Consider the following 14,620-nt stretch of genomic DNA (forward strand, 5'->3'; position numbering starts at 1 on the left):
GGTGGAAACCCCCCTCCTGCTGCTTCATCGGAAACTAAGCTCGTAAGGGAGGGCATCCAGCTCTCCGGGCCACGAAAGGACGAGCCATGGCGGACGATTCGATGGAAGAAGCATTTTCCTCAGTGGGTGCGGAGCAGTCCCGGTACGGGATAGACCACCGCCTGGCGCTGCTGGTGACCCGCTTGTTCGCCGACGATGACGCAACCATTGAGCTCACCGTAGTCGTTGACGGCACCGTCATCTCCGGATCAGTGGTTTCGGAGCAGGCCTGGGTGCAGCGGCAGAATGACCAGATCCGTGTGGGCAGCCCTGCCATCGCGGAGGCCTTAGCTTCCTTGGAGCCGACCATGGACGAACAGAAACTGACGGCAGCGCAGGAGGCCACGGCAAAACCCCTGGTGAAGAAGCAGAACCGGTACATCCATTTCCTTGCGCCGGTGCTGCTTTCAGGGGGAGTGCACGTGCGTATGCCGGCTACCAGGGTTGACCTCCGCAAAGTCGCCGCATGGAGCATCGGGCGCATTGCCGTGGATTAGGCCCCCGTTGCCCCCTTCCGGGCACGGTGACAGGATGGCCGCATGGCGATCGAGGTCCGTCCGGCAACCTCATTCGAGGACGTTAGCACCATGCTTGGGCCCAAGCGGCCCGACGCCAACGTCTGCTGGTGCCTGAGCTACCGCATCCCGTCGAAACAAAACCAGGCCCTGCATGGGACGGAGCGCGGGGAGTTGGTGAAGCAGCTGGTGGCGGAGGATCCGCCGCCGGGCGTTTTGGCTTACGGCGGCGGCGAGGTAGTCGGGTGGGCAGCGGTCCACCCCCGCGCGGACACCACTTTCGCCGGCAACCGGAGAATCCCACACGTGGACGACGGTGATGTCTGGTCCGTGTGGTGTATCAGAGTGAGGCCCGGGCACCGCGGCAAAGGCATTTCGCACCACCTGCTGAAGGGTGCCATAGAACTGGCGCGGAGCTACGGTGCACCGGCAATTGAGGGCTACCCGGTGGACAATGCTGGCAGGAAAGTGGACCTCACCATGGCCTATGTGGGAACACGCAAACTTTTTGAGGACGCCGGCTTCACCAAGGCTGCGGACACCGGGTCCGTGCTCAACGGTTTTCCCCGGGTGCTGATGCGGCTCGAGCTGTCAGCTTGAGCGGGCCAAGGACCCGGCGAAGTGACGGCCAGGCCAGCGGGGTCAGGGTTTCTTCCACCATTTTCCGGGCCAGTCCTCGTCGATGGCCCACAATGCCAAAAGCAGGGCGTCAACTGTCATGAGTCCCGCAATGAGGTACGCCCAACCTGTCCACCAACCCATAACAATCTCCTGACCCGGTAACCCCCAGCCACTCGATTGCCCCTAAGTGTGGCACCTAAACCGCTGCGGGGGAACGCCCCAAATCCACACTTCTGAAAAGCGCCTCCAACCTGTTGTGCGCCTCCGTTTCCAGCTTGAGGCGGCGCGTCAGCTTCTCCACCTGCACAGACATCTCCTCGCCCACCGGCAGCCGGTCGCCCGGCCAGCTGGACGCCTCTCTCGATTCAGCCAGCGCCTGCGCCAGAGCATTTGCAGCGGCACGCACTTTCCGTGAGTGGAAGTAGACGCGCAGCAGCGCCCTGCCCTTGTCCAGCGCGGCCTGCAACAGGTCGCGGGCCGCCGCTTCCCCTCCTGATTTCAGGGGGTCAGGTTCTGAACCAGCCGGCACTGCACGGGCGGGTTCCGCGACAGGGGCGCGTCCCGCCGTCGTCCGGTCTTTTTTGTTGATCTGTCCCATGGCTGCTCCGCCTTTCTGCAAGCCGTACAGCCTCCGGCCGGATCGTCTTTGACCCGTGTATCCGGAACGCTGTTCCCTGCCTTCGAGTGTCCCGGGCCTTCCTCAACGTCGGGGCAAGCGGATCCCAAGATTGACGCAAGATCTCCTCGGCATGGAGCGCCTCATGCGCCGCGGCAAATAAAGCAACCGGCAACGGTTTACCGGCCCTGCGACATGCCCGGCAGCCGTTTATACGGTAGAAGTAGAGCTATGGTCTCTCCCGCCGAAATCCGTCGCGCCGTTGTTATTGAGGACGACCCGGACATTCGTGGCCTGCTGGTCCGCGTCCTGGTCAAGCAGGGCTTCGACGTCACCGAGGCCGGCGCGGGCCTTCCGGGCATCGAGGAAGTCCGGCGCCGCAGGCCCGATCTGGTCACCCTCGACCTGAACCTGCCGGATCTCGATGGCCTGGAAGTCTGCAAGCTGCTCCGCGAATTCTCGGATGCCTTCATTGTGATGCTCACGGCCCGCGCCGACGAGCTGGACAAGCTGACCGGCCTGGACAACGGGGCCGACGAATACATCAGCAAGCCGTTCAGCCCCCGGGAGCTGCAGTCCAGGATCAACGCCCTCTTCCGCCGCAGGCCCTCCGCCGCCGTGGACACGGCCGCCCGCAGCGAACTCGAACGTGCCACCGAAGTCCAGCAAAGCCTCCTTCCCAAGGAAGACATCCGCGTCGAGGGCTACGACGTGGCCGGAATGTTCCGCCCGTCCCGCAGCGTTGGCGGGGACTTCTACGACTGGTACCAGACGCCGGACGGACTCCACCTCACCTTCGCCGATGCCATGGGCAAGGGCATGGGAGCCGCTCTCATTGCAGCAACAGTGCGGGCCGTCATGCGCTCCACCGGTCACCGGCAGGACCTGGACGGGGCATTCGCCTCCGCCAGCAAGGCCATCGCCACGGACCTGGATTCCTCCAACTCCTTCGTCACCTTGTTCCACGCGCGGCTGCACGCGGCGTCGGGAACCGTCAGCTATGTCGACGCCGGGCACGGGCTCGCCCTGCACATCCGCTCCGGCGGCACCGCCCACAGGCTTCCTTCCGGGGGCCCGCCGGTGGGCGCCTGGGCAGGGACCAAGTGGCCCCAGTCCTCCCTGGAACTCGCCCCGGGAGATTCCCTGGTGGTGGTCAGCGACGGAGTGCTGGACGTCTTCGCTTCCGTGGAGGACTTCACCGAGGCTGTGCTCCTCGCCACCTTGGGCAAAGATTCAGCCCAGGCAGTCAGCAGCGCCATCCTGGCCCTGGCCCCCGCCGAAACCGCCGAGGACGACGTCACAGTTGTGGTGGTCCGCCGGCTGCCGGAAGAAGCAGCCGGATGACCCGCTTCTGGACCCGCCTGGTGGTGGTGCTGACCGTCATCACCGGCGTCAACTACATTGCCTGGCGCTGGGCGGCATCCCTCAACTGGGACGCCTGGTGGATCGCTGTGCCGCTGGTGGTCGCCGAAACCTACAGCCTGATCGACGTCATGCTGTTCGGCATGACGGTCTGGAAGCTGAAGATCCGCAAGGGCGCACCGCCACCGCCGCACGATGCCACCGTGGACGTCTTCATCACCACCTACAACGAGGACCTGGACATGGTGATGACCACGGCGCTTGCTGCCCAAAAGATCCGGCATCCGCACAGCACCTGGATCCTGGACGATGGCGCACGCCCTGAACTGAAGGCCCTCGCCGAGCAGCATGGGCTGGGCTACGTCACCCGCAGTGAGGACTGGACCTCCAACGTGCCCCGGCACGCCAAGGCCGGAAACCTGAACAACGCGCTGATGCAGACGCACGGCGAGTTCCTCCTGATCCTGGACGCGGACCAGATCCCCGAGCCGGACATCCTCGAAAAAACGCTCGGCTACTTCAACAACCGCCGGGTGGCGCTGGTGCAGACGCCGCAGTACTTCAGCAACGTGCCCGCCGACGATCCCCTGGGCAGCCAGGCTCCCCTGTTCTACGGCCCCATCCAGCAGGGCAAGGACGGCTGGAATGCCGCGTTCTTCTGCGGCTCCAACGCCATCCTGCGCCGCGAGGCCCTGATGCAGCTGGGCCTGGTGGGCTACGTGAAGGAAACCGAGAAGAGCATCCGCCGCGCGCTGGCCGCCTCCCGGTCAGCCATCAAGCATGCCCGGAAGTCCTCGGACGTGGAGACGCCCCTGGTGGCCCAGGTGCTCGACGAGGTGGAGGCCGCCACGCGCGAGGCCCAGCAGGAACTGGACGCCGGCCAGCCGCTCAGCGAAATCACGTACCGCGTCCGGCGCCGGGTGGATGCCGCCGTGCAGACCCTGGTGATGGCCGACGTCGAAGCCCTCCAGGCAGACCTCGAAGAGATCGCCGCCATGGAACTGGCCCACGTGGGCGAGTCCGGCGTTCCGGTTGTGGCCGACGACGCCGTGCAGCGCATGTCCGCCCGCGACTGGTCACCGCTCGGAGCCCTGGAATCCGTGCAGGCCGTCCTGGACGCGCTGTCCGTGGAGCGCAACGACGAAGCCCAGCCGGTCATGCCGCTGGCCACCATCTCCGTCACCGAGGACATGGCCACCGCCATGCGCATGCACGCGATGGGCTGGGAGAGCGTCTACCACCACGAGATCCTGGCGTACGGCCTGGCTCCGGAGGACCTCAAGACCATGCTCACCCAGCGCCTCCGGTGGGCCCAGGGCACCATCCAGGTACTGCTCCGGGAGAATCCGCTTGTCCAGAAGGGCCTCAAGCTGGGCCAGCGGCTGATGTACTTCGCCACCATGTGGACGTACCTCAGCGGTTACGCGGCCGTCATCTACTTCGCCGCCCCCATCATCTACCTGCTGCTGGGCATCCTGCCGGTGACGAGCCTGAGCTGGGACTTCTTCATCCGGTTCATCCCGTTCATGGTGGTCAACCAGCTGCTGTTCGCCGTCGCCGGCCGCGGCATCCCCACCTGGCGCGGCCAGCAGTACAGCCTGGCCCTGTTCCCCACGTGGATCAAGGCGTGCTCGACGGCGGCCCGCAACGTCTGGTTCGGCCGCCCCCTCGGGTTTGCCGTCACCCCCAAGGCCCGCCAGAGCGGCGGACCCAGCTGGAGCCTGATCCAGCCGCAGATCGTAGTGTCCGTGCTGCTGGCCGTGGCCGCCGTCGTCGGAATCATCCGCCTGGCGAATGGCCTTGCGGAACCGCTTGGCACCCTGGTGAACGTCGCCTGGGTCATCTTCGACCTGGTGGTCATGAGCATCCTGGTGCGCGCAGTGCTTTACAAGGGTTATGAGCCGGCCGCAGAGCCCCGTAGTTCGACAAACACAGAGAGGAATGCCGATGGAGTTTAGCTATGAGGTCAAGGGCTCATATGCGGAGGTCAGGGCGGACGGGCGGCTGAACATGGTTTCCGCGCCCAAGCTCCGGGAGTTTGTCACCGGGGTCATCGCCAACGGATCAAACCGGATTGTGGTGAACCTGGAGAATACGGCGTTTATGGACTCCTCCGGCCTGGGCGCTCTCATCGGCTGCCTCAAGGCGGCGCGGCAGGCAGGCGGGGACCTCCGCATCGCAGCGGTCCAGCCACAGGTGAAGATGGTCCTGCAGCTGACCAGCATGGACAAGGTCCTCACGGCCTACGGCTCAGCCGAAGAGGCGTTCAGCAATGACTGAGGTCCTGGCATCCCGCAGCTTCCGCGGACTGGCTGCCGAGGACGCAATCGAATCCGTGCACAATGACCTCGACAGCCTCTGGCTCGACGTCCCCTTTGTGCAGGACATGGACCAGATGACGTTTACGACGGCGGTGATCGAGTCGGCGTCGAACATTGTCCAGCATGCGGAGCCGGCGGGCCAGGAACCGGTGGAGCTCGGCGTGGACATCACCGTCCAGCCCACGCTGCTCCAGGCGCGGGTCAGCGCTTTTCACGCCAAGCCGCCGTTCGGACCGATGGAGCCTGCAACGCAAGGCGAGGACGCCGAGTCAGGCCGGGGGCTGGCCCTGATCCAGGCGCTGGTCACCACTGTCACCTTCGAGCGGCAGGACGGCACCAACACCTGGGTCCTGTCCCGGACCTCGCAGGGCTGATCCTCAGGACGGGCTGGACGGGTGCGGGAACGTCACCGAAACCGTGGCCCCGCCGCCCGGAGTGTCACTGATGGCGAGCTCTCCACCGTGCGCCTGCGCAATCCGGCGGCACGTGGCCAAACCCAGCCCTGTCCCGGGACCGTCGCCGGGCCGGTTCAGCCGCACCAGAGGCTCCATGGCCCTGGGGCGGTCGGCGGAGAGGATGCCCTTGCCGTTGTCGGCGACGTGGACGGTGAGTCCCCGGGGGCAGCTAGTGGCGGTCACAGCCACTTGAAGGTCCCGCTGGGGGTCCCGGTAGTTGAGGGAGTTGGCGAGCAGGTTCTGCACCATGGTGCGCAGCTGTGAGCGGTCGGCATACAGCTCGGCATCCTCGCACAGGATGCCGCTGCCCAGACCCAGGCTTACACCGAGGTCCTGGGCCGCCTCTGCCGTCACGGCCAGCAGTGACACCCGTTCGCGGTTCAGCTGCCCGTCTGCCCGGGAGTAGTCCAGCACATCCTGCAGGGTGCCCAGCATCCGCTGCCCGCCGCTGCCGATGAGCTGCAGGTACTCCTTCACCGGATGGTCCTGGGGAATCTCGGGATCATCCTCGGCCAGCTCCACATAACCAAGGATGGTGGTAAGCGGTGCACGGAGGTCGTGGCTCACGCGGCCGGCAAACTCGGCCAGCATCGCATTGCTGCGCTCCAGCTCAGCCAGGGCCTCATTGAGCTGCAGCGTGCGGTGCTGCAGTTCGAGAAGCTCCACCACCTGCTGCGCCAGCACCTCCAGCACATCAAGCTGCTCGCGCCTGGGAAGTTCGGCGCCCTCGGAGAACACGCACAGCGAGCCGAGCACCAGTCCGCTGGCGGTCCTTAGCGGCACAGAGGCGTAGAAGCGGACGTCGGCTATCTCACCTGTCACAAACGGGTTTGCGGCAAAGCGCGGGTCCTGCGAGGCATCCCGCACCACTGTTGTTCCTGGTTCAAGAAAGACGCTGGCGCACATGGAGTCCTCGCGGGAGCAAATGCCGGCATCGGTCCCGGAGGCGGCGATCTGCAGCTGGTGGCTGGACGTGATGATGTTGACCACGCTATAGGGCACCCCGCAGAGCGAGGCGGCCAGGCGCACCAGGTTGTTGAGGGCACCACGGGCCTGTTCGTCAACCAGCTCCGGAATCTGTCCGGCAGCGTCCGGGAGCAGCCCATAATCCCGCAGGTCAAGGTCCCGCGGATCCTGATCGGTCAGCGTCTGCATAGCCGTCCCGTCCATAATTTTGGTTTCCCCACGTTCTCAACAGCAGCCCAATGCTCCTCCGTGATGATACCGGCTCGGCGTGGGAGCTGAGGTAGTCTCTTGACACTACCCCGATGCTCCACTTCAATATTACGTATGCTGAAATAACAGTTCCATGATGCGGAAGCTCGAAGCCGGTTTTGCTGCGGCTTGGGTGCCGGGAATCCGGCTTCCGCATAGCCGTCACCATGGATGCCAGCATTTGTCACCGAGGAACCAGCCAGCATGAAGCTTGCCGAATTCAATACCGCGGACCCCGCAAGGGCTGCGGAAACCCTCAGGCCCTGCATCGACGTCCAGCGCTGGGTGGACACCGTTGCCGCAGCCCGGCCTTTCCCCACCAAGGAAGCCCTGCTCGCTTTCGCTTCCGAAGCGGCCCACCCCTTCACGTCTGACGAGGTTGAGTCTGCCATGGCGCACCACCCGCGGATCGGCGAACGGCCGACGGCGGCCACCGCCGAAGCGTCCATGTCCCGTTCCGAGCAGGCCGGGGTGGACCCGGCGGACACCGCGCTGGCAGAGGCTTTGGCCCGGGGAAACAGGGAGTACGAAGAGAAGTTCGGCCGGGTGTTCCTGATCCGCGCAGCCGGCCGCACCGCCCCCGAAATCCTGCAGTCCCTGAAGGAGCGGCTGGAAAACTCCCCAGCCGAGGAAGACACCATCGTGGCCCAGCAGCTGCGCGAGATTGCCGTCCTGCGGCTCGAAGGACTGATTACCGAATGAGCGTCTCCCACGTCACCACTCACATCCTCGACACCGGCGCCGGACGTCCGGCGGCGGGGGTCGCCGTCGTGCTCTACAAAAACGACGGCGGCAGCTGGCAGGAACTTGCCGGCTCCACTACGGACGCCGACGGCCGGGCGAAGGACCTGGGCCCGGAGCAGCTGGAACCCGGACACTACAAGCTCAACTTTGCCACCGGGAGCTACTACGCGGGCCTGCAGACCGCCACGTTCTTCCCGGAGGTGGACCTGGTGTTTGAAGTCACTGGCCCCGAGCACTACCACGTCCCCCTCCTGCTCAGCCCGTTCGCATACTCCACCTACCGCGGCAGCTGACCGCCTCGTTGCCCTATCACTTATGGTCCCCATTCCGGCGTTTTGGCAACCGTAAGTGATAGGGCAACGGCGGAAATGTAGGCTTGATGCATGGCTTCTGAACACCCCCCCACCGAGCGCCGCGACATTACCGTCCGCCGCGCGCCCAAGTACGTCCCGTTCCTGATTCTGGGCGCACTGGTGGGCATTGCCGCTGCGGCAGTGGTGGCCTACGGACTGCCGGAAACGCCGAGCTTCGACGCCGGCTCCGTCTTCGGATTCTTCCTGGTGCTGTTCGCCGCCGGCGGCGCGGTTCTGGGAGCCATTTTGGCGCTGATTTTGGACCGGCGCAGCGTCAAGCGGCAGCAGCGGGCCGTCGTGGAGTCCATCCCGGACTCCGACCCGGATACGGATTCCCGCCCCTAGCCCCGGTCATAAACGGGCGGCCGGAAAAGTCTTACCCCATGTCGTGAGATAATCGACCAGTGGCACGCGGCGATGGAAAACTTTCCCATGATCTTCTCCCCGGCGAAAAAGGCCCGCAGGACGCCTGTGGCGTTTTCGGAGTCTGGGCACCAGGTGAAGAAGTAGCAAAACTAACCTATTACGGGCTGTATGCACTGCAGCACCGCGGTCAGGAGTCGGCTGGTATAGCCACCAGCGACGGCAACCGGATCAACGTCTACAAGGACATGGGACTCGTTTCCCAGGTCTTCGACGAGACCACCCTGAACACCCTCACCGGGCACCTTGCAGTGGGCCACTGCCGCTACTCCACCACCGGAGCCAGCCACTGGGCCAACGCCCAGCCCACCCTCGGTGCCACCAGCACTGGAACGGTAGCCCTGGCACACAACGGCAACCTCACCAACACGGCCGAGCTCAACGCCATGATCCAGGAACGCAACGGCGGCCAGCTCACCGGCGAGATGAAGCAGGGCAACACCTCGGACACCGCCCTGGTCACAGCCCTCCTGGAGGGCGAGCCGGGCAAGTCCCTTGAAGCGACTGCCATCGAACTCCTGCCCAAGATCAAGGGCGGCTTCTGCTTTGTCTTTATGGACGAAGGCACCCTCTACGCCGCGCGCGATACCTTCGGCATCCGCCCCCTGGTCCTGGGCCGGCTGGAACGCGGCTGGGTTGTCGCGTCCGAACAGTCGGCACTCGCCACCGTTGGCGCCAGCTTCATCCGCGAGATCGAGCCGGGCGAATTCATCGCCATCGACGAGCAGGGCGTGCGTTCCCAGCGTTTTGCGGAGCCGACGCCGGCCGGTTGCGTTTTCGAGTACGTCTACCTTGCGCGTCCGGATGCCGCCATCGCGGGCCGCTCCGTGTACGAGTCCCGGGTGGAGATGGGCCGCCAGCTGGCCCGCGAAAACACGCAGGTAGCGGACATCGTTATTCCCGTTCCGGAATCCGGCACCCCTGCCGCCGTGGGCTACGCCGAGGAATCCGGCATCCCGTTCGCCCACGGCTTCGTCAAGAATTCCTATGTTGGCCGAACCTTCATCCAGCCGTCGCAGACGCTGCGCCAGCTGGGTATCCGGCTCAAGCTCAACGCCCTCGAATCCGTGATCCGCGGCAAGCGCGTGGTGGTGGTGGATGACTCGATCGTCCGCGGCAACACCCAGCGCGCCATCGTCCGGATGCTCCGCGAAGCCGGTGCCGCCGCAGTCCACGTCAAGATCTCCTCCCCGCCCGTGCAGTGGCCCTGCTTCTACGGCATCGACTTCGCCTCCCGTGCCGAACTCATTGCCAACGGTGCCACCATCGAGGAAATCTCGCAGGCCATCGGCGCGGACTCCCTGGCGTACATCTCCGAGGATGGGATGATCGGCGCCACCCGGCAGCCGCGGGAGCGCCTGTGCACCGCATGCTTCACGGGCAAATACCCCATCGAGCTTCCGGGCTCGGACAAGCTGGGCAAGAACCTGCTGGAACGCACGGACCTCGGCGGCCTGAAGCCCTCGCCGTCCGCCCTTCCGGGCCGGACCGCGGCCCTTGCCGTGGACCCTGCAATCGACCCTGCAGTGGACCCGGCGGAAAAGTCCGGCGCCACGGGCTGCGATCCCGGACCGGACTCGGAGTTTGAGAACCTGCTGACCGAAGCCGACCTTGTGCCAGAGATTCATCACGCAGTCACCACCCCCGACGCTGACAAGAAAGAGTCCGTATGACTTCCGCTGCCCCCGCCTCCGGCAATACCGCCGGGAACACTGCCGGCATCACCTACGCCTCCGCGGGCGTCGACGTTGAAGCCGGCGACCGCGCCGTCGAGCTCATGAAGGGTGCCATCAAGGCCACCCACAACTCCTCGGTGCTTGGCGGGGTGGGCGGCTTCGCCGGCCTCTACGACGTCTCCAGGCTCCTCACCTACAAAAAACCGCTGCTGGCCACCTCCACCGACGGCGTAGGCACCAAGGTGGCCATCGCCCAGGCCATGGATATCCACGACACCATCGGCTTCGACCTGGTGGGCATGGTGGTTGACGACATCGTGGTGGTGGGCGCAGAGCCGCTGTTCATGACGGACTACATCGCCTGCGGCAAGGTGGTGCCCGAGCGCATCGCCGACATTGTGCGCGGCATCGCAGCAGCATGCTCCGTGGCCGGCACGGCACTGGTGGGCGGCGAGACCGCGGAGCACCCCGGCCTGCTGGGTGAGCACGAATACGACGTGGCCGGCGCAGCCACCGGCGTCATCGAGGCCGACCACCTCCTTGGACCGGAGCGCGTCCGCGCCGGCGACGTCGTGATCGGCATGGCATCTTCCGGCCTGCACTCCAACGGCTACTCCCTGGTGCGCCGCGTAATCAACCACGCCGGCTGGGCGCTGGACCGCCAGGTCTCCGAACTGGGCCGCACCCTCGGCGAGGAACTCCTGGAGCCCACCCGCGTCTACGCGGCGGACTGCCTGGACCTGGCCCGCACCTTCCCCGTGACCGGTGAATCTGCTGTCCATGGCTTCAGCCACGTGACGGGCGGCGGCCTGGCCGCCAACCTGGCCCGCGTACTCCCCCAGGGCCTGGTGGCCACCGTCGACCGCTCCACCTGGGAGCTGCCGGCCATTTTCAAGCTGGTGTCCGAACTGGGCAACGTGCCGCTGGCAGACCTGGAGCGCACCCTGAACCTGGGCGTCGGCATGGTGGCCATCGTGTCCGCCGATGTTGCTGATGCTGCTGTCTCCCGCCTCAACGACCGTGGCCTGCCGTCATGGATCATGGGCACTGTTACCCAGGATTCCGACTCAATTCTCAAGTCCGGCCCGGATTACGTACAGGGCGCCAAGGGCGTGGACGGCGGCGCGGTGCGCCTGGTCAACGCCTACGCCTAGGATCTTTTGAGAAGCCGGCGGGTGCCTTGTGCATCCGCCGGCTTTTTTGTGCCAAGATCCTGAACCCGCCATCACCTCCTGCCAAACATCCGGCAACCCGCCATCACCTCCTGCAGGCAAAACCCCAACGCTCCACCACCTCCCGCAGGCAACATGGGATTCAACCAGAGTTACAGCCACCTGACCCTAGTTTGCGTAATTGAGAACCATTCTTGTTAGGATGAACTCGTTCCCGAAGTCCTGCCACGAAACGACGTTCCGATGCCTGCACCCGCCCTGTCCGTGAAGAACCTCGTGCTCTCGCACGCCGGGCGCCAGTTGGTGCACCCCCTGACGTTCTCCATCCAGTGGGCTGAGAGCGTTGCGCTTCTGGGAGCCTCAGGATCCGGAAAGTCGCTGACAGCCTCCGCCCTCACCGGGACAGTGCCGGAAGGAATCACAGCGAGCGGGGAAATTTCGTTTGGGACTGCTTCCCGGCCAGGGGACTGCGGAAGCGCGGCGGGCAATGCCGGCGCCGCGTTGATCAGCCAAGATCCTCAGACCTCCCTGAATCCGCTGGTGCCGGTGGGCAAGCAGCTGATGATCCCGCTCCGCCGGGCAGGGCTCAGCCGCAATGAAGCCCTGGGCGAGGCGGCGCTCCTGCTGGCCCAGGCCGGGATCGAGGACCCTGCAGCGATTTTGCCCCGGTACACCGGCGAACTCTCCGGCGGGCAGCTGCAGAGAGTCTGCATCGCCCTGGCATTGGCCTGCCGCACGGAGGTCCTGGTGGCAGACGAACCCACCACCGCGCTGGACGCCGTGACCCAACTCAAGGTGCTATCGACTCTTCGCGCGTGGGCAGACGAAGGCCGCAGCCTCCTCTTCATCACGCACGACCTGTCGGCTGCCGCCTCGCTGTGCACCCGCGCACTCGTGCTGGAGGGTGGCAGGATAGTCGAGGAAGCACCGATGACACAGCTCCTGCGGAACCCGCGCCATCCCTACACGCGTCGCCTGGTCGAAGCGGGCTCAGGTGCAGCGCTGCCGCCGGCGGGTGCAGGAACAGCGGTGGCAGCGTGACCGGCACCCTGGCCGCGGAGGGCATCTCCTTCGCCTATCCCACGCGCGGATTCCGCAACAAGCAGCCCGTCGAAACGCTCCGAAACGTCAGCCTCCGCCTCTCACCCGGCACCAGCACCGCCCTGGTGGGAAGTTCTGGGTCCGGCAAGTCCACCCTCGTGCGGATTCTGCTCGCCTTGGAAAAGCCCTTGGCCGGCACCGTGAAACTCGCCGCGCGGGAAGTGGCGCCCGGCTCCGCCCGGGTCCTTCGCTGGTACCGCCGCGCGGTGCAGTACATTCCACAGAACCCGGCCGGAAGCCTGGATCCGAGGATGACCATTTCCCAGCTGCTGATGGAGCCGCTTCGGCAGCTCCGGGTGGAAGGAAACCACCGCGAGCTGATGGGCCAGGCGTTGGAGCGGGTCGAGGTGCCGGCCGGACTGATGGAGTGCCGGCCCGGCGAGCTGTCCGGCGGCCAGAACCAGAGGGTGGCCATCGCCCGCGCGCTGGTGGTCTCCCCCGCCTACCTGCTGGCCGACGAGCCTGTCAGCGGCCTGGACCTCCCCCTGCGGGATACGGTTCTTTTACTGCTGGACACGCTGGTGCGGGAGGAGGGCCTGGGCATGCTCCTGGTCACCCACGACCTGGCCACCGCCGCCAGGATGTGCGGCACCACGGCAGTGCTTTCCGAGGGCCGCATCGTGGAGCAGGCGCCTACGGACCAGGTGCTGGAGCACCCCGCCAGCCCGGCCGCCGTCGCCCTTGTGCAGGCGTCGCGGGGCCAACAGCTCCCCGGCCCCCTCCAGGCGGTTGCCCTGTGACCGCCCTCAACGCTCCCAAACGGACAGCAACGAACCCCGGCCCGGCCCCGGGTCTCCTGCTCGCCAGCCAACTCGTTTTCAACATCGGCTTCTACGCCGTGGTGCCGTTCCTCGCACTGGTGATGACCCGGGACTTCGGCATGACGGCCACAGCGGTGGGCGTGGTTTTGGGCGCCCGCGTCTTCAGCCAGCAGGGGCTTTTCCTGGCGGGTGGCTGGATCACGGACCGTTTTGGGCCACGGCGCGCCATACTGGTGGGCTGCCTGGTCCGTATCTGCGGCTACCTCACCCTGGCGATGGCCGGCAGCTTTCCGCTGTTCCTCCTCGGCGCCGTCCTCACCGGGATGGGCGGTGCGCTGTTCTCGCCCGCCCTGGAGTCCCTGGTGGCTCAGGCAGAAGAACGACGGCGGAACACCAGTGGGAAGGCGCCGGCACTTTTTGCGCTCCTCGCCATCTGCGGCGAGATCGGGGCCGTGGCCGGACCGCTGGCGGGCGCCCTGTTGCTCGGTGTCTCCTTCACCTGGGCCGCGCTGGCCGGAGCGGCGGTCTTTGCCGTGATGACCGGGGTGCTGTGGCACGGCGTGCCCGCCGGAGCCCCGGACCTGGCGCGAAGCAAGCCGGATTCCTCCAACCGGCCTTCCTCAGAAGCTGGAGGCGAGGGGATCAAGGTGATGCTGCGGGACAAGCGCTTTGTGGCCTTTGCTGCCCTCTACAGCGTGAACCTGCTGGCCTATAACCAGCTCTACTTCGGCCTTCCCATCGAGTTGACCAGGAGCGGTGCGGGCCCCGAGGCTTTGGCCGGATTGTTTGCCGTCGCTTCGGTCCTCACCGTTGCCCTGCAATGGCCCATCTCCCGGCTGACAACCCGAGTGGGACCAGGCCGGGCCCTGACGGCAGGCTTCCTCCTTAAGGGTTTGGCCTTCGCCACCATGGCCCTGCTTGCCCAGTTCCCGGCAGCCGGCACACTGCAACTCCTGCCGCCGCTGCTGCTCGTGGTGGGGCTATGCCTGGGGCACATGTGCATCGGGCCGGTGGCCATGCCGCTGGTCCTGGACTTCGCCCGCGGCAAACGGACCGGGGTTTATTACGGCCTCCTGGCGAGCATGGGCGGCTGCGCCGTGCTGCTCGGCAACGTTGTCCTCGGACCGCTTTACTCAGGGGCGACCCAGCCCGGACCTGACGCAGTTTGGCCTTGGGCGGTGATGGCGGCACTCACGGTGATTCCCGCCGTCGGACTTTCACGGCTCCTGCCTGCCAAACGCTAAAC

16 protein-coding genes are annotated in these 14,620 nt (G+C 66.0%); 14 read left to right on the plus strand and 2 right to left on the minus strand.

The genetic code is table 11. The features are described from left to right. Nucleotides 1-86: 86 nt before the first annotated feature. Together M1D93_RS17875 and M1D93_RS17880 are read left to right on the plus strand one after the other, a co-directional pair. Nucleotides 87-536: a hypothetical protein gene (locus M1D93_RS17875; protein ID WP_461172794.1), complete on the plus strand. Its 450-nt coding sequence runs from the start codon at nt 87-89 to the stop codon at nt 534-536. A gap of 42 nt (nt 537-578) precedes the next feature. After that, a complete protein-coding gene (locus M1D93_RS17880; protein WP_461172795.1) occupies nt 579-1,154 on the plus strand; it encodes a GNAT family N-acetyltransferase in 576 nt (191 codons plus the stop codon). A 217-nt stretch (nt 1,155-1,371) separates the two neighbouring features. Here the strand turns inward: M1D93_RS17880 and M1D93_RS17885 are convergent, their stop codons facing one another. Continuing rightward, nucleotides 1,372-1,773: a hypothetical protein gene (locus tag M1D93_RS17885; protein WP_461172796.1), complete on the minus strand. Its 402-nt coding sequence runs from the start codon at nt 1,771-1,773 to the stop codon at nt 1,372-1,374. 249 nt (nt 1,774-2,022) lie between these two features. On the opposite strand from M1D93_RS17885, the gene M1D93_RS17890 reads away from it, so the two are divergent. From M1D93_RS17890 to M1D93_RS17905, 4 genes are read left to right on the plus strand one after another with little or no spacing between them, the layout of a single operon-like run. Continuing rightward, complete coding sequence (locus tag M1D93_RS17890) at nt 2,023-3,135, plus strand: PP2C family protein-serine/threonine phosphatase (RefSeq protein ID WP_461172797.1); 1,113 nt, start codon at nt 2,023-2,025, stop codon at nt 3,133-3,135. Then, a complete protein-coding gene (locus tag M1D93_RS17895) occupies nt 3,132-5,111 on the plus strand; it encodes a glycosyltransferase family 2 protein (protein WP_461172798.1) in 1,980 nt (659 codons plus the stop codon). The genes M1D93_RS17890 and M1D93_RS17895 overlap by 4 nt, the downstream gene beginning before the upstream one ends. Beyond that, entirely contained in the window at nt 5,101-5,433 is a 333-nt protein-coding gene (locus M1D93_RS17900) for an STAS domain-containing protein (protein WP_461172799.1), read from the plus strand. Before M1D93_RS17895 ends, M1D93_RS17900 begins: the two co-directional genes overlap by 11 nt. Continuing rightward, entirely contained in the window at nt 5,426-5,848 is a 423-nt protein-coding gene (locus M1D93_RS17905; RefSeq protein ID WP_461172800.1) for an ATP-binding protein, read from the plus strand. Before M1D93_RS17900 ends, M1D93_RS17905 begins: the two co-directional genes overlap by 8 nt. Before the next feature lie 3 nt (nt 5,849-5,851). On the opposite strand, the gene M1D93_RS17910 is transcribed toward M1D93_RS17905, so the two are convergent. Beyond that, nucleotides 5,852-7,084: a sensor histidine kinase gene (locus M1D93_RS17910; RefSeq protein ID WP_461172801.1), complete on the minus strand. Its 1,233-nt coding sequence runs from the start codon at nt 7,082-7,084 to the stop codon at nt 5,852-5,854. A 264-nt stretch (nt 7,085-7,348) separates the two neighbouring features. On the opposite strand from M1D93_RS17910, the gene uraD reads away from it, so the two are divergent. From uraD to M1D93_RS17950, 8 genes are all read left to right on the plus strand, one after another. Further along, a complete protein-coding gene (gene uraD / locus M1D93_RS17915) occupies nt 7,349-7,846 on the plus strand; it encodes a 2-oxo-4-hydroxy-4-carboxy-5-ureidoimidazoline decarboxylase (protein WP_461172802.1) in 498 nt (165 codons plus the stop codon). After that, a complete protein-coding gene (uraH, locus tag M1D93_RS17920; protein WP_163165858.1) occupies nt 7,843-8,181 on the plus strand; it encodes a hydroxyisourate hydrolase in 339 nt (112 codons plus the stop codon). The genes uraD and uraH overlap by 4 nt, the downstream gene beginning before the upstream one ends. 90 nt (nt 8,182-8,271) lie before the next feature. Continuing rightward, nucleotides 8,272-8,586 (plus strand): hypothetical protein, encoded by a 315-nt coding sequence (locus M1D93_RS17925; protein WP_461172803.1) that lies wholly within the window; start codon nt 8,272-8,274, stop codon nt 8,584-8,586. A 59-nt stretch (nt 8,587-8,645) separates the two neighbouring features. After that, the gene (gene purF / locus M1D93_RS17930; RefSeq protein ID WP_461172804.1) at nt 8,646-10,337 is read left to right on the plus strand and encodes an amidophosphoribosyltransferase; all 1,692 of its coding nucleotides are present in this window, start codon (nt 8,646-8,648) and stop codon (nt 10,335-10,337) included. Next, the gene (purM, locus tag M1D93_RS17935; protein WP_461172805.1) at nt 10,334-11,494 is read left to right on the plus strand and encodes a phosphoribosylformylglycinamidine cyclo-ligase; all 1,161 of its coding nucleotides are present in this window, start codon (nt 10,334-10,336) and stop codon (nt 11,492-11,494) included. The genes purF and purM overlap by 4 nt, the downstream gene beginning before the upstream one ends. A 261-nt stretch (nt 11,495-11,755) precedes the next feature. Then, nucleotides 11,756-12,553, plus strand: coding sequence for an ATP-binding cassette domain-containing protein (locus M1D93_RS17940; RefSeq protein WP_461172806.1), 798 nt, complete (start codon nt 11,756-11,758; stop codon nt 12,551-12,553). Further along, on the plus strand, nt 12,550-13,353 hold the full coding sequence (locus M1D93_RS17945; RefSeq protein WP_461172807.1) for an ABC transporter ATP-binding protein: 804 nt from the start codon (nt 12,550-12,552) through the stop codon (nt 13,351-13,353). The genes M1D93_RS17940 and M1D93_RS17945 overlap by 4 nt, the downstream gene beginning before the upstream one ends. Continuing rightward, entirely contained in the window at nt 13,350-14,618 is a 1,269-nt protein-coding gene (locus M1D93_RS17950; protein ID WP_461172808.1) for an MFS transporter, read from the plus strand. The genes M1D93_RS17945 and M1D93_RS17950 overlap by 4 nt, the downstream gene beginning before the upstream one ends. Nucleotides 14,619-14,620: the final 2 nt, after the last annotated feature.

This window comes from Arthrobacter sp. Z1-9, from assembly GCF_054792695.1.